Origin of the sequence: Blastopirellula sediminis, from assembly GCF_020966755.1 — a bacterium.
GTDB classification, from domain to species: domain Bacteria; phylum Planctomycetota; class Planctomycetia; order Pirellulales; family Pirellulaceae; genus Blastopirellula; species Blastopirellula sediminis.
Genome location: NZ_JAJKFT010000010.1, coordinates 888393 through 906997, shown reverse-complemented (window position 1 = coordinate 906997; position 18605 = coordinate 888393). Strand labels below are relative to the sequence as shown.

Sequence of the window (18605 nt, the reverse complement as noted above, 5' to 3'; positions counted from 1 at the left end):
TGGCATGTAGCCGAGAAGAGGTCGCAACCAATTTGCGGCCGGCAACGGATAACGCCTTATTCAATAGGTTCGCGCACATTCCCTCGGCTCGCGCCTCGGGCTACTATTTTTTCGCTACGCTACCGCGCTGGTCCGCTGCCAGGAAACTCCAGCCCTTCGGCCTGTTTCTCAAGCAGCTTCAGTTGCAGCTCAATAATCTCGTCCTTGGCGTTCTCGCGAGCGTCATACTGCTCGCGCAGTTTCTTGACGCGAGCTTCGATGTCGGCCGCCTGCTTGTCCCGATTTTGCATATCGGCGGCGAAGATTTCGGTCAGGACCTTACGCAGTTCGGTGCGAGCCGTTTCCTTTTCCTCGTCTGACTTCGCCCCTTCTAACTTGGTGATCGCGGCCTGCATCGCGTTGCCCCGCGGTGAAGGAATGATGGAGGGGGACATCGGCGCGGCGTGCGGGAAGTAGACAGGGGGCGAACCATATTGCCCGAGAGTTGCGTAGGGGGACGGGGGAAGGGTTGCGGACGCCGGAAAATTGGTGGGGACTGCGATCGGCGCTGCGTAGGACGTTGGAGGAGCATGGGAGACCGGCGGAGACTTTGGCTCATACACGAGATGGGGAGGCGCCACTTCGCCTGGTACCCAACGACCCGACGTATGCGGCGCGGCGGTTCCCGTCGCTGGCAATTCCGTTTTCGGGCGCATTTCAAACCATGCCTTCTGTTGGGGAACGGCCGCGGTAATCGGCGGAGAAGTCGTCGGAAATCCAGAGGCCGGAATCGAAAAGTTCGGACTAGCAGCAGCTGGTGGCATCGGCATCATCTGCGGTGGAAATGCCGAGGGATCGCGTGGGTAATTGATCGGCGCCGTCGCATCCGGAATTGGTTCGCCCAACGGCACAAGGCCGCGGAGGAGAAACCGGAACTTTTTGGCGTGATAGTCGTCGACTTCTTTCTGCTCGCCGGCAGCGATGTGCGCCGCGGTCTTGGGATTGATTTGATGCACGATTTCCAATGTGACCAGCAAGACGTTATCGCTGGGCGACTTCGGCGTGAACTCTCGAATCTCATAGAGGCTGCCGATCCGATGGGTTCCCACCGATTGTTTGGTGATGCCGGTCCCTTCGGCGAACAGAAAGATCGCTCGATTCCCTTTGTTGTGATTCAGCCACTCGCCGGGAAAAGTGTTCGAATCGAGCGGCACACGGATGACCGCTTCGTCTTCCGCCGCAGTCGGCGACTGCTCGGTTTTGAGCGTAATGCCCCCCTCCTCGCCCGAAACGAAAATCAACGTGTCAGGCTCGTTCGGTTTACCTTGGATGGTCAACGTCTTGGCGGTCAGCGTTGCCGTTGGCTTGGCATCTTGCTCTTGGGCGAAGAGTGCGACGTAGGTAACGCCGACCAGTAACAACGACGTCGCCGCCGCGACCCAACGATTCCACTTAGTTTTGAGCATCATTTCGTTCCTGCAAATCCGTTTCGGGGAATGGGATCTCTTCCAGTGAGTTCAATTGAAAGCGAAGCGAGTCCAACTCGACTTGGCTTGGTCCTTCCAACGCTTGGAGGCGAGCCTGAATCGACTCGACGCTGTCGTTGACGATCGGATAACGGCGTCCTGGATCGGCCGGTCGACGAGTCACACCGGCGGTAATGTAGAACGTTATTCCCATCAGCACGAACAGCGCCAGCGCCGTTATGGCTGCGCTGCCGAGTATCCAAGGGCGAACAAGCGGTGCATGTCTTAGTCGCAGCTTCCCTTGCTGCAAGTCGGCCAGCATCCGCTCCAGCTTCTTCTGCAAGTCGGCGGCCGTGGCGAAGCGACGGTCGGGTTGTTTTTCGAGCAAGCGATCGATCGTTTCCGACAGCTCTTCCGGGATCTCGGCGTTGGCCTGCATCGCCGGACGATGCGGGTCGTGGCACGTTCTTTTGAGCACCGCCATCGGGCGTTCGGCCCGAAACGGTGGGTGACCGGTCGCCATGAAGTAGAGGACCGAGCCGAGACTGAACAGGTCAGAGCGATGATCCAGCGGCCGCCCGTCCGCTTGCTCGGGGGACATGTAATGAGGCGTGCCGGAGACGACGCCGGTATAGGTCAAGCTGGCGTCGTCCGCAGCGCGGGCGAGCCCAAAGTCGGTCAGGTACGCGCGGTCGACGTCATTCTCCAGCAAGATGTTCGCCGGCTTGACGTCGCGGTGAACCAAACCTTGCGCGTGAGCGGCGGCGAGTCCCGATGCGGCCTGCATGCCAATTCGCAGGATCTCGGAAACGCTTAACGGGCCCGACTCGTCGACGCGGGCCTGCAGCGATTGCCCGGCGATGTATTGCATCACCAGATAAGGATGGTCGACGTTCGACTCGACGTTGTGAATCGGGACGACATGCTCATGCACGACCGCCGCCGCAGCGCGGGCTTCGCGAGCAAATCGCTGCCGCGCGGCGCCGATCCGGGACAAATGGGGCGCCAGCAGTTTGATCGCGACGGGGCGATGCAGTTCGGTATCGAACCCTTTCAGCACGATCCCCATCCCGCCGACGCCGATGATTCGTTCCACTTCATAGCGGCCGAGTCGCCCGAGCGTTTCGGGATGGGATGGCGACTGGAGCATGTCGCGGACCAGCGTTTCGACGGCGCCGCGGCGTTCGGCGACATTCGTTTCGATCGAATGGTAACGATAGAGCTCGCCGGTGTTGGTTTGATCATCTTCGACCGGGCTCAAGAGCTGACGCTGCGTCTGCCAGAAGTCATGATCGCCGGAGAGTTCCGTCAAACGCTGTTGGCACGTGGGGCAATGTTCGACATGCTCGGCCGCGGTGCGAAACTCCAATGACGTTTCATCTCCGTCGAGCAACAGCAAAAAATGTTCGTCGCTGCAGTGGGAAGAGCCGATCGTCATCGTGATTGCTCCTCAAGGAAGAAGATCTTTTCGCGGATCCGTTTGGTAATCCGGCTCCGCGCGATGTAAATGCTGCCGACGCTCATTTCTAACTCCGCTGCGACTTCCGGAATCGGCTGCGCTTCGACGCTCGACTTCCAGAACGCTTGCCATTGCCGCTCGTTGACTTGCGTGCGAACTTGCTCCGCCGCACAGCGAAAGAGTTCGCGGCGATATTCGAGGGCGAACATCTGCGTCGACTCGCTGCTGGGATCAGGATGCTGAGCAAGCAGGCCGGCGATTTGGCTGTCGCCCGATCCGAGTCGTTGATGCCGCGGCCGAGTCATGAAGTTGATCGCCATGTTTTGCGCAATGCGAAACAGCCAGGCCTTGAACGTACCGCGATTTTCGTCGTCGACCCATCGCCCGACCGCTTTGGAGACCGCGGCTAGCACTTCCTGGACGAAGTCCTCGGCGTCGGCTTGCTGAAACCCTTTGCTCCGCGCGAGCCGAAACAACAGCGGCTCATAAATCTCGATAAATGCGTCCCACGCTTCCACATCAGCGGCGTCCGGCAGCCGGCGGATCAGCGTTTCGCGCGTATCTGGAAGTGGCGGCAAGGTTTAAGTCGCTTCATGCGTGGGAGAAGAGCGAGCGAAGGCGATTGCCCTCCTATGGTAAGACACGCGAGAGCGGAAAACCTTTCTGCAAGGGAAAAGTTTTTTTGGAATGGGGAAAGCGGGGAAATACTAGCCCGAGGCGCGAGCCGAGGGAATGCGGTGGGTTGCGGGGAAGAGGTCGCAACCAATTTGCGGCTGGCGCTGGATAGTGTCTTTTTCGATAGGTTCGCGCACATTCCCTCGGCTCGCGCCTCGGGCTAGTATTGCGCGTGACGCTACCGCATCTGGTTCCACTCATCGGTTGCATACCGCTCGGCGACCAGATCGGCGGTTCGCTGCTGCGGCCATTCGGTGAGCGGCTGGTCGGCGCCCCACGTTTCGATCAGCGCCGCTTTCAGCTGCTCGCGCGAAATCGGCAAGTTGGTGACGAACTGCGTGTGGTCGCGCTGCTCGCGGTAGTCAGGCGTCCGCGGCGGGTGGCGGAGGCAATCGGCGATGAGCTCCAGCGGAAAGTCATAGAGGAGCGTGCCGTGATAAAGGACATGGTCGCGCTTGACGCGGAGGCTGTTGCCGCTGAACTTTCGATTGTTCCAGGTCAGATCGCACGTCCCTTGGAACGCGACCCCTTCGACATAGGGCGACAGCGCGGCGAGCATCTTCTCCATCACGTACTGATGGCAGAGATCGATTGCCCGGAGATGTTCTCGATTGGCCAGACTGAGCGTGACCGCGTACATCAAACAGCCTGGCCCGGCGACGATCGCGGCGCCTCCGCTGGTCCGGCGAAAGACCGGCACGCCTCGCTCCGCACAAGCCGGCAGATTCGCCTCTTCGGCGATCCTCGAAGCGCGGCCGATCACCGCCAGCGGCCCGGTCGGTTCCCATAGCCGCAAAACGTCGCCGACCAATTCGCCAGCCTCGTTGGCTTCGAGCAACGCTTCGTCGAGAGCCAGATTCTCCTCCGGCGTCGGCAACGTGAGATCGAACAAGTACATCGGCGGCGTGTCTGGTGGAGTGAGGCGTAAGACGTGAAAAAGAGACCTGACCCCTTTTTCACACTTGAGTGTCGTTGCTGATCGCCTCAGCGCCCAGGGGAAGGTCGAGGAATGGAACACGGAGGCCACGGATTCGGCACGGTAAGAAACGCCGCAAGAAATAGCGAGGATTTGAAGGTTCGGTTATTCGCCGGTAGCGTCTAAATACCTTCCTCTCTCTTACCGTGTCTCTTGCCGCGTTCCCCGCCGTGGCCTCCGTGTTCTATTCCCCGGCCCTTGTAAAATGCCGGAAATCGTCTGAAAATGGCCGTTTGCGCTCTCGTTTTTTGGACCCAACTCCTTACGCCGTATGAACATTCTGCAAGTCCTGCGTGGTCGATTTGACGCTGTTTTGTCCCCGCTGGTCGACGAAACGGCGCCGTTGCTCGAGATGATTCGGCCGACCAACGACCCCAAATTCGGCGACTATCAGGCCAACTGCGCGATGCCGCTCGGCAAGAAGTTGGGGAAAAATCCGCGGGAAATCGCCGCGGAGATCGTCGAGAAAATCGACCTCTCCGACATGTGCGAGCCGCTCGAAATCGCCGGGCCGGGCTTTATCAATATCAAGCTGAAGGACGCCTGGATCGAAGCGCAACTGGCCGCGGCGGTGACCGATGAGCGGATCGGCGTGCCGCTGGTCGAAGCGCCGAAGAAGTACGTCCTCGACTTCTCTTCGCCGAACGTCGCCAAACCGATGCACGTCGGGCACATCCGCTCGACCGTGATCGGCGACTCGCTCGCCAAGACGCTCCGCTTCCTGGGGCATGAAGTGATCACCGACAACCACCTGGGGGACTGGGGGACGCAGTTCGGGATGATCATTTACGGCTTCAAGCACTTCCGCAACAACGAAGCGTATCACGAAAGCCCGGTCGCCGAATTGTCGCGGCTCTATCGCGAAGTCCGGAAGATCATCGACTACATCGACGGTCAGAAGTCGCTGCCGGCTCGCAAGTCGAAGCTGATGGAAATGGCGGCCGAAATCGAAGAGCGGAAGGCGATGCCGCCGACCGGCGACAAAGCGGCCGACAAGAAGGCGACCAAAGAGCTGGAGAAGTTGCAGCGTCAAGCCGAGGATGCGAGCAAAGAGTTGGTGAAGGACGAAGCGAAGCTCAGCGCGCTCGCCGCCGATCCGGAGTTCGCCAAGATCGCCGCCGAACATTCCGACATCGGCACGGCCGTCTTGAACGAGACCGCCAAGCTGCACGCCGACGACGAAGAAAACCTCGCCCTCTGGCACGAGTTCCTGCCGAAATGCCGCGAAGACATTCAGCGGATTTATCAGCGGCTCGACGTGACGTTCGACTACGAACTGGGGGAAAGCTTCTATCACAATCAGCTCGGCCCTGTCGTCAACGACTTCATCGAAAAAGGATTCGCTGAAGAGTCGGAAGGCGCGCTCTGCGTCTTCCTAGACGGTTTCAAAGCGCCGATGATCATCCGCAAGAAGGATGGGGCGTTCCTCTACGCGACCACCGACCTGGCGACGATCGAATATCGGATGCGCGAATGGAAGCCTGACGCGATCCTCTACGTGGTCGACTTCCGCCAGGGGGAACACTTCGACAAGCTCTTCGCCGCGGCGAAGAAGTGGGGTTATGCCGACATCGAGCTGAAGCATGTCAGCTTCGGCACGGTGATGGGAGAAGATGGAAAGCCGTACAAGACGCGCTCCGGCGACACGGTCGGGCTCGAAGGCTTGCTCGACGAAGCGGTTTCCCGCGCCGACAAGATCGTCCGCGAGAACGACAAAGATGGACAGCTCAGCGAAGAGCAGTACGCCGACGTCGCGCAGCGGGTCGGGATCGGCGGTTTGAAGTATGGCGACTTGTCGCAGAATCGCGAGACCGACTATGTCTTCAGCTACGACAAGATGTTGGCGCTCAATGGGAACACGGCGACGTACATGCAGTACGCCTACGCCCGCGTGCAAAGCATCTTCCGCCGCGGCGAAGTCGATATTGCGGCGCTCCGCACCAGCGGCGCCAAGATCGGCGTTTCGTCTCCGGCCGAACGGGCGCTGGCGATGAAAGTGCTGCGGCTCCCCGAAGCGCTGCAAGATACGATCGCCGATTATCGCCCCAATCAGCTGACCAGCTACTTGTTTGAAGAGCTGGCCAAGTCGTATTCGACCTTCTTCGAGCAGTGCCCGGTGCTGAAGGCCGAGACCGACGAGCAGAAGCAGAGCCGGCTATTGCTTTGCGATTTGACCGCTCGGGTGATACAACAGGGGCTCGCGTTACTCGGGATTTCGACCGTCGACAAAATGTGAGCCAAATGTCGCGAAAGGACTCGCCCTCCAAATCGGGGAAGCTCTCCCCTCCCCCGCTCGACTCGATTGAGTGCGGCGATGCGACGCAGGTCATCGCCGCGTGGCCCGACGAATTCATCGACGCGGTCGTCACGAGTCCCCCCTACTTCCAGCAGCGCGACTACTCCGGCGACGAGCAGATCGGTCTGGAGAAAACGCCGGCTGAGTATATCGAGCGTCTGGTCGCCCTCTTCGCTCAAGTGCAACGAACGCTGAAGGAGAGCGGTTCCCTTTGGGTGGTGCTGGGGGACAAATACGTCAATGGCGAGCTGCTCGGCATGCCGTGGCGATTCGCCTTGGCGATGAAGGACGCCGGCTGGATCTTGCGGAGCGACGTCATCTGGCAAAAGCCGAACGCGATGCCGTCGAGCGTGAAGACACGCCCCACCACCGATCACGAGTACGTCTTCTTCTTCAGCAAGAGCAAAGAGTACTACTACGACGCCGACGCGATCCGCGAGCCGCACGTCACCTTCAGCGAAAAGAGCCAGATGAAGGGAGGCCGCCGCCACTTCCATCAGCGCGGCAGCACGCCGGAGGCAGGCAAAAACGGCGGCTCCTCAAACCTGCACGACGGCCGCTGGGATCAAGCGTTCCATCCCCAAGGACGCAACAAACGAACCGTCTGGTCGATCCCCCTCTCCAAATTCCGCGAAGCCCACTTCGCCGTCTTCCCGGAGAAACTGGTCGAAACCTGTTTGCTCGCGACCTGTCCGCCGGAAGGAATCGCGCTTGATCCCTTCATGGGAAGCGGAACGGTCGGCGTCGTGGCCCGCAAGCTGGGACGACACTATCTGGGCGTCGATCAATCGCCCGAGTATTGCGAGATGGCGCGGCGGCGACTGGCGAAGATGACGGAGCGCGTGCTGTTCTAGCGCCGCGGTTCCGGCGTTAAAAGAAGCGAATCCTGGTCAATCACCCAGCTCTTTCCGCCTGCCGATTCCGGCGTTTTGATCGAAGCGGTGAACGCATGGGGCGTCGCGTGTAGCGTCACTTGCTTCAGGCCGTCGACGTGGAGATCGAGCTGCGATAGATCGGCGGCGTAAGCGTCATGCTGTTCGTGGTACGCCTTTTGAGCGTAGTAAACGTTATGGAGCAGCGTCTTGTAAGGGCGGGCCGGGTCTTGCTTGAACGTGACGGCGCCGACGTTTTGGGTGCTAAAGAGCGCTTCGCCCCAGGTCTCGGGACGGTGCATGTTGATGACCCCTTGGGGCGACCAGACCCAGTTGTGCTCGGGGCGATTAGGGACCTTTTCCGTCTTTCCCGCTTTGGTAACGACGTCCCATTCGACTCGCGAGAAATCGATACGCAGTCGGTCTCCATCCTGCGGCGGAAACTTCGCGGTCGACAACTCTTGCAGTCCCTTCCACGGCCAGGAGATTTCTACCGTCCACCCTTGGTCGACGTCGCTTGGATCGTTGATCGTGCCGTTGATCGCGACGGCGGTCTTGAGGCCCATGATCTCCCAACCGTTCACCGCCTTGCCGCCATCTTTGTACGGTTTGTTCAGCAGCAGATCCCACGTCGTGTTCAGCGCGTTCAGCTCCAGCTCGGCGTACATGTGGTTATCGCCGTCCGGATCGATGAAGACTTCAAAGTCCGGATCGTAAAAGATCACCGAGTCATGTTCGGTCAACGTCCCCCAGACGTTCGGCTCGACAAGTTCCGCGGCGATGTAGAGCGCCTCGTCGTCCCACGTCATCTTCATCCGCGTCTGGTGCGTTGGGGCCGGATGGTCGGCGCCTTCGATATCGACAAACGGTTCGCTCCACGGAACCTTGCCCCATTCGTCGTCGCTCAGCTTGCCGTCAATCTTGGGCGCCGCGGCGGCTCGGTAGACGACATAGCCCCGCGGAGTCAGCGTGAACGGCGACTCGGCCAGCGCGATCGTCGCGAAGGAAAGAGTAAGGGGAGCGACCACGGCGATCGCCGTCCGCGTAACCAGCGACTTCAAAATGTTCATCAGGAAAATCGCCTGCAAAGGGCGTGAAGGTAAATGGAGTACGCGAGATCGCTAGTTGGCGAGTTGAACGCTGACTTCGGCGTCGAACGTCAGTTCTGGATCGCCGTAGTCGAGCAGCGTGCGCAGCATCGTGCCGATCGTTCGTGAAGCGACCCCTTGGTAAATCGTCTGCGATCCCTGTTTGACTTCGATCGGCTGATCGAGATCGACCATCCGGTCGTCCAAACGGACCAGAAGATTCGGGACGTTCTCCGCTTGGGTGATTTCAATCGTCTGGCCTTGGCGATCGGCGACGACCAGGCTGCCGACTTTTTCGGCGCCGCTCGGAACGGCGAGCCAATACGATTGTTGATGCGGCGTTCCGGTTTGATTCCAGACGACCCGCGTGGGAAGCGGATTGCGGGTACGCTGCGCCATCCAGGGCAACGCTTGACCGTCGAGGCGATCCATCCAGTGCCCCTTCCCTTCGTAGATCTGGACTTCATGGACATACCCATCGGGATCTTGCTTTTGCAACGCGTCCAGCTTCTGGCCATACTCCGCCGCCACCTTGTTGCGATTGTAGGCGGCGTCGTTTCCTCCCATGTGAATTGCGAACGGCGTGTTGCGCAGCGAGAGGAGCGAGACTCCGTTGGGGTGCCCGGCCATCATCGAAGCGGCCGCCCAGCGATCGGCCATCCGCGGCGCCAGTTGATAAACGCCGTCGCCGCCAGCCGAGTAACCCAGGAGGTAGACCCGATTGGGATCGACGTCGTGCGTCACGATTAGGTCTGCGATCAGGCGATTGAACATCCGGTCGATGTGCGGTTCGTGCCACAGGTTCCAAGTATTGGTCGGGGCACGAGGGGCGACGTAAACGCCCTCTTCCAGCGAATAGAGCCGCTTTTGGTTTTCCCATTGCTGGTCATTCATCGCCGCGGGAGCTCCACCGCCGCCGTGCAGCGAAATCCAGAGACTATGACCGGAGCGAGGTTTCTTACCGAAGGTCTTCAGATCGAAACGCATTTCCAAGTCGCCGTCTTTGATGACTTTGTCCTGGATCTCCTGGGTTCGTTCTTTGCGAACCGCTTCCGCATACGCGTTCCAGATTAGCTTGCGAGCGACGGCGGCGTCGCGCTTGGAGAGCGGCGATTCGGCGAAGCTTTCGGTCTTTAAGGCGGCGAGCGACTCTAAGGAAGGCTTCAATCGCTTCTCGAGCGCGGCGACCGCTTCCGCCGACGTTTCCGCAGCGACGTTTGTGCCAACTGCGGCCAAAGCGAAAGCGACGCACGTGAGAGCAATCCAACTTCGAGATGGCATCAGCGACGTTTCTGAAAAAGAGAGGAAATGAAACGCGAAGCGGCGACTACTTCGAATCGGTCGGCAACTGAATCTCAATCAGCAAGCTTGCGCCGGCGGCCGGCGACTTGATGACGCGTCGCGTTCCTGCGACGAGAATGGCGAACTCTCGCCCAGGCGGGAGATCAAATTCGAGATAGTCGTTCAGGTCGGCGGTTTCGTCTTTGGAAATCCCTGTTCGCAGCGGTTCTTTGCCGTCAGGAACGCGAATCTCGACCGGCACGGCGGCTCGTTCGCGCGGCGATCGAACCACTCGGACCCAAAGTTTCGCGGTCTTGGATTCGACCGGTTGCTTGGGAGCGTAGCTGCGCGTCACGTTGACGGCTGACACGCTGTTGTTTTTGTCGGCCCACACCATGGGGAAAGGGGTTTGCGTTTTCTGAAAGCTGGCCGCATAGATCGCATGCTCGGCGACATCCTCTTGCGCCTTCGCCGCATCGCCGACGAACCAGCCCTCGTCCAAGCTGTTGGCGTCGCCTGCTTCGCAAGCGCCGGTAAAGTGCCAACCGTCGTCCCAGATCTCGACCCAGGTATGATTGCCCCGTTTGTCGGTCCACAGCGGAGTGCCGACGACGCGGGCCGGAATCCCGACCGCACGACAAGCGTCGACCAGCAGGATCGACAACCCGGTGCACGAGGCGACGCCGCTTTCCATCGTTTCGGCCGGCCCCTGGTTGGGAGCGCGTCGAGAGGTTGAGTATTTCACTTCGAGTTGCGGAAACAACTCTTTGTTCAACTTCAGCGCCGCCGTAGAGGGAGTTTTGCAACCTTGAATGATCGGCATGCTGAGCGCGTGCAAGCGAAGTCGCCAATCGTCGCGCTCTTCATCCAAGTTGGCGTAGGGGAGAACGTCATTCAGAAAGACACCCTCCGGAATCGATTTGCCCCAGGGAGCGGCGCTTCGCGTTTCATAGGCCAAGCGGCAGTTCGTCAGCAGGAAGCTGCTCGGCAGTTCGCGAAGATCTTGGTCCGGCATGTTGGCAATCAGAAACGCCATCCCCTTGCGCTGCTCGGCGGGGACTTGCTCCAGCGCCTGCTGAAGCTCGGCACGATTCTCTCCGGCGCTGGCTAGCGCCTTGTCGACGTCGGCATTCCACCAGTGCGTTGAACTGTCGGCGGATAGCAGCGGATTGACGCTCGTCAGTAGCACTAGCGCGCAGAAACTGATCGCCAAGAAATTACATTTCACCATGAATTTTTCTGCTGCCGTGATCGGCGTGAATGGACGCTTGCCGCGCGAGTAGAAAGGACCAACTCCTTATAAGCTGGATCGGCTCGAAATCCAAGCGCCAGACGCACCCGCATCCGCCAACCTAAGGGGATTTCTGGTAATACCGATTCACCACCTGCTCCGCTTCCTCGCGCGTCAGCACTTGCGGTTCGAGGACGTTCCAGACGTTGTCAGCGCTCGCCGTCAAACAGGCGGCGATGCAGCGGTAAATGTCTTGGCGGCGATCGGCTGATGGTTCGTCGGCGGCGAAGTGGCGATAGACTTCGCCAGCGTGCAGCCAGAGGGCGATCTCTTGGGCCGGGTTGGTATCGCGGCGGAAACCTTCTTCCCACTGGTCGAAGCTGAGCGAGTAATGTTCGGCGAAGGTCGCTTGGATTTCGCGGATGCAGTCGCGAACTTCTTCGTCGAACGGCTCGTGCAGGATCGGGCCGGCGCTGACTTGGTCCGGCAAGATCCAGACCAGATCGTCCATCCCTTGGATTTGGACTTCGACGGCGCCGGGGCGGAGTTCACGCTTCGGGATGCAGACTGCTCTTCCCACTTCGACGTCGTAGAACAGGACGGTTTCGTTTTGCGAAGCCGACCCTCCAAAGAGCCGCTTCCACCAATCCCCCCAACCCATGCCGCTCTCCGTGGTGACCTCGAATCGCTGTGTAGGCATTGTAGATTTGGCGGCAGCGGACCGAAACCGGCCCCAAGTTTTGACATCGAAGCCAGTTCGTTTTATTCTTCTATGCTATTGTGGACAATGTCCATTTGGCGAACGCGGCGGCTTTCCCGCCGGAAGGTTCGCCGCCCCGACAAGAGAGGACCGATGATGCGACGAGTTCAAGCCGCCTTTCTTTTGATCGCGGCCCTGGCGCCGACGACCGCATGGAGCGGCGAAGGGTATGTCGTTACCGCGCCCCCTGCGGAGCTGAAGGCCGATCCATTCTATGGCAAGTATGTCGACGCCGGCGGCTACCCGATCTTGGCCGCGGCGTCGGTCAGCGACTACGCACTGAAGGAAGCGGCGTTCTTGATCGATCAGATGTTGGCGAATCGTCCCGACGTGAAGAACGCGATGATCAGCAGCGGGTCGCGGATGCTGATCATCGGTTGCGATCAATACACGACCGACCTGCCGGAGTTCGCCCATTTCGAGCCGAAAGATTATTGGGACGCGCGAGCCCGCGGCACCGGCGGTTCGCAGACCGATCCTTATTGCACGTGCGGCGAAGAAAACCTGCTCGGCTACCCCGGCGATCCGTACGTCGCCGAGTGCATCTTGATCCATGAATTCGCCCACAACATGCATCTGCGGGGCCTGGTCCGGGTTGATCCCACCTTCGACGACCGGTTGAAAGCGACGTACCAGCAAGCGATGGAGGCGAAACTGTGGGAAGGGAAATACGCGTCGGTGAATCACCACGAGTATTTCGCCGAAGGAGTGCAATCGTGGTTCAACAACAATCGCCCGCCGGACCATGATCACAATTATGTCGACACCCGCGAAGAGCTGCGTGAGTACGATCCAGGCCTCGCGAAGATGTGCGAAGAGGCGTTCGGCGATACCGAGCTGGTCTACACCAAGCCGCTAACTCGTCTGAAAGACCATCTGGCCGGCTATGATCCGACCGCCGCTCCGAAGTTCGCATGGCCGGAGCGGCTCGATAAGGCTCGTGCGGATATTCGCCGTCAGGCGCTAGAGCGGTCGGCGAAGAAGAACGACTAAAGGGTGCCGTTGCCACGTCTTCGTGGCAATGAATGAGCGTGAGTTAGAGATTAAGGTTGAATCCCTTTATCAGCTCAAATCCCGAGGTTTGATCATTCGCGTTGGAGACCGCAATCATTGCCACGAAGACGTGGCAACGGCACCCAGATCGCGGTGACTAGTCCTGCTTGGCGACCGTATTCGCTGCGGCGGCGGTTTGTTCCGTTTCGGCGGTCGGCTGTGCGGCGGGGAACATGCGATCGTACTCTTTCAGGTAGTGCCCTTCGCCGTAGACCAATTCGCCCCCTTGGAAACCGACCGCGCCGGTCGCCATCGCGACCAGGCAGCAACCGATGAACCAGATCATCTTCTTGCGGAAATTCCCTTCCTGCTTGTAGGCGGAGTACGCGACCGGAATCATCACCAGGGCGAAGACCGTGACGGCGACGCCGAGCCAGCGATGGCGGTCGATGCCGCTGTCCATGAAGTTGAGCGAGAACGGATTGCCGTACCCTTCATGTGCGGCGTAGGCCCAACCCATGACGCAGGCCGGAATCGCGGTCAGCGCTCCGACCCAGAGGCAATGGAACGCCGCCGATTCAAGCGGCTTGCCGAAGATGAACGACAGCGCCAAAAAGACCATCGACATCGACAGCAGCGCGATCGGAAAGTGGGTCGAAGCGGGGTGGAACATGCCGTGCAGCAGGAAGAGCTTTTCCATCGTGCTTTGGGCCGCCGTCGCCGCAACCGGTGTCGGAGCGACAGGGGCTGCGGTCTTCCAATCATACTTCGCCCCTTCTTCGATCCACAGCTTGATCGTCGCCAATTCGGCGGCCGACAAGCCGTCAGGATGGGACGGAGAGGGGGGCGGCATCTTCATGTCGGGGTCGTCGGTCACCAGGTAGTCGGTCCAGAGGGAGCTCGACTCGACGTCTCCGGCTTCGACGTACGAGGTCATGGAATCTTCTTCATCGACGCGGAAGTCGTTCTTCGCCTTGTCGGGGCCGTGGCACTCGATGCAGCGCGCCTCCAGAATCGGCTGGACGTCGCGCGCAAAGTTCACGATCTCTTGGGCCTGGGCGGCGGCCAACAGGGTCTGGCTAAGCAGAACGGCGAACAGGATGCGAAGATACATAGCGCTTCCTAGAAATCGGTGAAATACCGCAGCTTGGAAGGCAGGGCGATCAAATGCTGCGGTGAATTTAGGCGGGATCATAATCGCGGTGGGTGACCTTCAACGTAGTCTATTTTATAGCGATTGGAAACCAAAAAGGGATGAAGTCCAAGCCGAAAGTTGCGGGTATCGGCAAAGAATTGGTTTTTTGCAAGTCCAATCCCACAAAGAACTTCAAACGACGGAAACCATTCTCAATTTCGTGTTAATAACACTCTTTTTTTCTTGACGCCTGGGCGGCTTTCTTTTCCCCCTTTCCGGCAAAATCACTTGGCCGATCGAACGTGAGGTCGGGTATCCTGAACCGAGCCGACGCTCTGACCGCTTCCCGAAACCGAAAGGGTGAACGATGTTCCGGATCTTCGCTTTCCTGGCGACATTTGTTTTGCTGACCGTAGCGGCCGATGCTGCGCCCCCAACGGCGGAAGAGGTCGCCGCTAGTTGGAAGAAGCTGCAGACCGAGGTGAAGTCGGCGACGGTCGAGTTTCGCTACTTCTGCACGATGGAAGATTGGCCCCCAGGCAAGTTGCCGAACGCGACCCGATTTCGGGAAGTCTTTGGCGCTCCCGGCGCGATGGAGCGGACACTGCCGGACCTGGTCACGGCGAAGTTTCGTGAATCGCCCTATCTCTATACCGCATACGTCCGTATGACCGTCGCCGGCGATCGGTTGCGGTTGGATGTGATTCATAAGGGGGAAAAGCAAACGCTCTATTTCGATCCGAAGACGACGCTGCTGAAGCTCGATGAGCCGCATCAAATCATGATCGAAGACGCCGGCGGCAGATTCAGCGGCCACAACCCCGAGCTGCGCGATCTTTGCTACCGCGATCTGAATGCCGACCCAAGTCAGTTGACCGTAACGCCGATCGACGACCAGCAAAGTCGCGTAACCGCCCAGGGATACGAGTGGACGATCGACAACAAAACGAACGTTCCGCTTAGCGGAAAGCGTTTTGATGCCAACGGGAAGGTCGTGGAAGAGTATTACCAGTACGGGCAAGTCGTTCACAAAGGAGTCGCGCTGCCGCAGCGTTTGGCCAGGGCGAAATACAATGCCGACGGGCAGATCGAACGTCTTGCCTTTCATGAGATCGTTTTGCTGGAAGCGAACGAGCCGGTTGCCCCGGACGAATTCAAAGTGGTCGCTCAAGATCACTGGATCGACGACGCCCGAAAAGGAAGACGGGGGAACTTTAAGAAACTGACGACCGATGACGTTCTGGAGGCGTTGAAGTAGGTTGGCCGCGAGCGTGCCGCTACTTTTCCGCCGATGGGCGGTTTAGACTGGAGTCGAAGAATTCCCCGTCCCGCTCCCCTGCTCTGCTGACTTGCCATGCTCGCTCGTCCTTTCGCCGTCGTCCTGTTGCTGTTGATTGGCGCCAACGTCGCATTCGCCGCCGACGCTCCTCGCCCCAACATCATCTTTCTTTTGGCCGATGACCTGGGCGGGGCCGACGTCAGTTGGCGTGGTAGTCCGATCAAGACGCCGCAGTTGGACGCGCTCGCCAACAGCGGCGCCAAGCTCGAGCAGTTTTATGTGCAGCCGGTTTGCTCGCCGACGCGTTCGGCGCTGATGACGGGGCGCTATCCGATTCGGTATGGCCTGCAGGTCGGCGTGATTCGTCCTTGGGCCGACTATGGAATGCCGCTCGAAGAACGGACGCTCGCCGAAGCGTTGCATGACGCCGGTTACGAAACGGCGATCGTCGGCAAATGGCATCTGGGGCATCTCAGCCGCGACTACCTGCCGACCGAGCGCGGGTTCGATCATCAATATGGTCACTACAACGGCGCGCTCGACTACTTCACCCACGATCGGGACGGGGGCCATGATTGGCACAAAGACGACCAGGTCAATCGAGACGAAGGGTACGCGACGCATCTGATTGCGAAGGAAGCGGTTCGCCTGATTCAAGATCGCGACAAGAAGAAGCCGCTCTTTCTTTACGTGCCGTTTAATGCGGTCCACTCGCCGCTGCAAGTTCCGGATAGCTACACCGAACCGTATGGCGACATGAAGCAGCGACGGAAGGCGTACGCCGGGATGGTCGCCGCTTTGGATGAAGCAGTGGGCCAGATCGTCGACGAAGTGAAGCGGCAAGGGATGCTCGACGATACCCTCTTCATCTTTAGCAGCGACAACGGCGGACCAGAGCCAGGGAAGCTGACCGACAATGGAGCGCTGCGAGGCGGCAAGCATGAACTGTATGAAGGGGGCGTCCGCGTCTGTGCGTTCGCATCCTGGAAAGGAAAGATCGCGCCGGGAACGGTGGTCGATCAACCGATGCATATCGTCGATTGGTACCCGACCTTGATCGAACTAGCCGGCGGTTCGCTCGAGCAGGCAAAACCGCTCGACGGGAAGAACATCTGGCCGACGATCACCGCCGGCGAACCTTCGCCCCATGACCTGATCGTCTGCAACATCACGCCGACCGAAGGGGCGATTCGTGTGGGAGACTGGAAGTTGGTCGTCCACAACATCGGCAAGCCGAAGGAAAAGGTGGAGCTGTTTAACTTGAGCCAGGACCTGGGAGAGCAGAAAAACCTGGCGAAGACCAACGTGAAAAAGCTGGAGCAGTTGCGAGCCAAGTTCGACCAGCTGGCCGCCGCTGCGGCTCCGGCCAAAAACGCCGGTCCGCAGCCGAAAGACTACCAGGCGCCGGCCATCTGGGGCGAAGCGAAGTAAGGAAGCTGCAATTTCTGGGCGATTTGCGTCTGTTCTCCTCGACTTTCGGGGCGACTGCGCCGCTTTTCCCGCCGGCCGGGCGATTGACGCATCGGGGCCTCCCCCCGACAATGACGGATTCCTCGGTCGCTGCTTAGGACGCTTAAGGCCAATCGCGACCTTTTCGTTTCGCCCCGCTAACTTCAAAGCGCCATGAATTTCATTAAGCAGAATGACCCCGCGGTTTGGGAAGCGATCGCTCACGAGCAGCGCCGCCAGGCGGAAGGGCTCGAACTGATCGCGTCGGAAAACTACACCAGCGCCGCCATCCAACAGGCCGCCGGATCGGTTCTGACCAACAAGTACGCCGAAGGTTACCCGGGCCGTCGCTATTACGGCGGTTGCGAATTTGTCGACGTCGTCGAACAACTCGCGATTGACCGCGCCAAAGAGCTGTTCGGCGCCGAACACGCCAACGTTCAGCCGCACGCCGGTTCGCAGGCCAACTTCGCCGTCTATCTGACCGCGGTTGAGCCGGGCGACACGATCCTCGGCTTGGACCTCGCCCACGGCGGTCACTTGACCCACGGGATGAAGCTGAACGTTTCAGGGCAGCTCTACAACTTCATCAGCTACGGCGTTGATCGCGAAACGCAGCGTCTCGACTTCGATCAGATCGCCAAGCTGGCGCGTGAGCACAAGCCGAAGCTGATCGTCGCCGGCGCGAGCGCCTACCCGCGTGAAATCCCGCACGTGAAGTTCGCCGAAATCGCCGCGGAAGTTGGCGCCAAGTTGTTCGTCGACATGGCCCACTACGCTGGTCTGGTCGCTGGCGGCGTCCACAACAGCCCGGTGCCGTACGCCGACTTCGTCACCACGACGACCCACAAGACCTTGCGTGGTCCCCGCAGCGGTTTGATCCTCTGCAAGGAAGAGCACGCCAAGCTGATCAATCGGAACGTCTTCCCCGGCACGCAGGGCGGTCCGCTGATGCACATTGTCGCGGCGAAGGCGATCTGCTTCGGCGAAGCGCTGCAGCCGTCGTTCAAGGACTACGCCCTGCAAGTGGTCGCCAACGCCAAGGCGCTGGCCGAAACCTTGATGAGCGGCGGCGTTCGCTTGATGACCGGCGGTACCGACAACCACTTGATGCTGATGGACGTCACCTCGATCGGCACGACCGGCGCCATCGCCGAAGCGGTGCTCGATCACTGCGGCATCACCGTCAACAAGAACATGATTCCGTTCGACGAACGCAAACCGATGGACCCGAGCGGCATCCGCGTCGGTTCGCCGGCCCTGACGACCCGCGGCATGAAGGAAGCCGAAATGAAGCAGGTCGGCGAGTGGATCCTGAAGGCGCTGAAGTCGCCGGAAGACGACAAGACCCACGCCGCGATCCGCGCCGAAGTGCTGGAGCTCTGCAAGAACTTCGCTGTTCCGGCCGCTCCGGTTGAGATGAGCTAACGCTCGAACGACAAACTTGAACGCAACGAAAAGAGCCCCGTGATGGGGCTCTTTTTTTTTGTGTTGCGGGAAATACTTTGCTCGGTTTGTCACGGAAAAATTTCGTGAATTTAGGATTGCGCAACGGCGATCTAGGTTGCTTCTCCCCACATTAAACCGGCGAAAACTCGACTCTAGCGCAGAACGCGCCAAACTCAGAGTTCAAATCTGCGCTGTCGTCGCGCGACAAGGGCGCTGA

15 protein-coding genes are annotated in these 18605 nt (G+C 59.7%); 6 read left to right on the top strand and 9 right to left on the bottom strand.

Annotated elements, in window-relative coordinates; all coding sequences use genetic code 11:
* Nucleotides 1-119: 119 nt before the first annotated feature.
* The 4 genes from LOC68_RS15300 to LOC68_RS15285 all read right to left on the bottom strand — a co-directional run bounded on the left by LOC68_RS15300 (nt 120) and on the right by LOC68_RS15285 (nt 4477).
* Nucleotides 120-1448, bottom strand: a complete 1329-nt coding sequence (locus LOC68_RS15300; protein ID WP_230220308.1) for a hypothetical protein — start codon at nt 1446-1448, stop codon at nt 120-122.
* Nucleotides 1432-2883 carry a serine/threonine-protein kinase gene (locus LOC68_RS15295; RefSeq protein WP_230220306.1) on the bottom strand — a complete coding sequence of 484 codons (1452 nt, stop codon included), beginning with the start codon at nt 2881-2883 and terminating at the stop codon, nt 1432-1434. The genes LOC68_RS15300 and LOC68_RS15295 overlap by 17 nt, the downstream gene beginning before the upstream one ends.
* A complete protein-coding gene (locus tag LOC68_RS15290; RefSeq protein ID WP_230220304.1) occupies nt 2880-3482 on the bottom strand; it encodes an RNA polymerase sigma factor in 603 nt (200 codons plus the stop codon). The genes LOC68_RS15295 and LOC68_RS15290 overlap by 4 nt, the downstream gene beginning before the upstream one ends.
* A 275-nt stretch (nt 3483-3757) precedes the next feature.
* Nucleotides 3758-4477, bottom strand: a complete 720-nt coding sequence (locus LOC68_RS15285) for a lipoate--protein ligase family protein (RefSeq protein WP_230220303.1) — start codon at nt 4475-4477, stop codon at nt 3758-3760.
* Between the two features lie 349 nt (nt 4478-4826).
* Between LOC68_RS15285 and argS the strand changes: the two genes are divergently transcribed.
* Both argS and LOC68_RS15275 read left to right on the top strand, forming a co-directional pair.
* Nucleotides 4827-6791, top strand: coding sequence for an arginine--tRNA ligase (gene argS, locus LOC68_RS15280; protein ID WP_230220301.1), 1965 nt, complete (start codon nt 4827-4829; stop codon nt 6789-6791).
* Nucleotides 6792-6796: 5 nt separating this feature from the next.
* Nucleotides 6797-7705 (top strand): DNA-methyltransferase, encoded by a 909-nt coding sequence (locus LOC68_RS15275; RefSeq protein WP_230220299.1) that lies wholly within the window; start codon nt 6797-6799, stop codon nt 7703-7705.
* On the opposite strand, the gene LOC68_RS15270 is transcribed toward LOC68_RS15275, so the two are convergent.
* The 4 genes from LOC68_RS15270 to LOC68_RS15255 all read right to left on the bottom strand — a co-directional run bounded on the left by LOC68_RS15270 (nt 7702) and on the right by LOC68_RS15255 (nt 12023).
* The gene (locus LOC68_RS15270; RefSeq protein ID WP_230220297.1) at nt 7702-8793 is read right to left on the bottom strand and encodes a carbohydrate-binding family 9-like protein; all 1092 of its coding nucleotides are present in this window, start codon (nt 8791-8793) and stop codon (nt 7702-7704) included. The genes LOC68_RS15275 and LOC68_RS15270 overlap by 4 nt on opposite strands.
* Before the next feature lie 51 nt (nt 8794-8844).
* Nucleotides 8845-10092 carry a dienelactone hydrolase family protein gene (locus LOC68_RS15265; RefSeq protein ID WP_230220295.1) on the bottom strand — a complete coding sequence of 416 codons (1248 nt, stop codon included), beginning with the start codon at nt 10090-10092 and terminating at the stop codon, nt 8845-8847.
* 46 nt (nt 10093-10138) lie between these two features.
* Nucleotides 10139-11323: a transglutaminase-like domain-containing protein gene (locus LOC68_RS15260; protein ID WP_230220293.1), complete on the bottom strand. Its 1185-nt coding sequence runs from the start codon at nt 11321-11323 to the stop codon at nt 10139-10141.
* Between the two features lie 121 nt (nt 11324-11444).
* The gene (locus LOC68_RS15255) at nt 11445-12023 is read right to left on the bottom strand and encodes a hypothetical protein (protein ID WP_230220291.1); all 579 of its coding nucleotides are present in this window, start codon (nt 12021-12023) and stop codon (nt 11445-11447) included.
* A 153-nt stretch (nt 12024-12176) separates the two neighbouring features.
* Here LOC68_RS15255 and LOC68_RS15250 point away from each other — a divergent pair, with 153 nt between their 5' ends.
* Entirely contained in the window at nt 12177-13076 is a 900-nt protein-coding gene (locus LOC68_RS15250) for a hypothetical protein (protein WP_230220289.1), read from the top strand.
* Nucleotides 13077-13233: 157 nt separating this feature from the next.
* Here the strand turns inward: LOC68_RS15250 and LOC68_RS15245 are convergent, their stop codons facing one another.
* Nucleotides 13234-14190: a c-type cytochrome domain-containing protein gene (locus LOC68_RS15245; RefSeq protein ID WP_230220287.1), complete on the bottom strand. Its 957-nt coding sequence runs from the start codon at nt 14188-14190 to the stop codon at nt 13234-13236.
* Between the two features lie 388 nt (nt 14191-14578).
* On the opposite strand from LOC68_RS15245, the gene LOC68_RS15240 reads away from it, so the two are divergent.
* The 3 genes from LOC68_RS15240 (at nt 14579) to LOC68_RS15230 (ending at nt 18367) form a co-directional block, all read left to right on the top strand.
* Nucleotides 14579-15469 carry a hypothetical protein gene (locus LOC68_RS15240; RefSeq protein ID WP_230220285.1) on the top strand — a complete coding sequence of 297 codons (891 nt, stop codon included), beginning with the start codon at nt 14579-14581 and terminating at the stop codon, nt 15467-15469.
* A gap of 96 nt (nt 15470-15565) precedes the next feature.
* A complete protein-coding gene (locus LOC68_RS15235) occupies nt 15566-16921 on the top strand; it encodes an arylsulfatase B (RefSeq protein WP_230220283.1) in 1356 nt (451 codons plus the stop codon).
* 192 nt (nt 16922-17113) lie between these two features.
* Nucleotides 17114-18367, top strand: coding sequence for a serine hydroxymethyltransferase (locus LOC68_RS15230; protein WP_230220281.1), 1254 nt, complete (start codon nt 17114-17116; stop codon nt 18365-18367).
* The last annotated feature ends 238 nt before the right edge of the window (nt 18368-18605 follow it).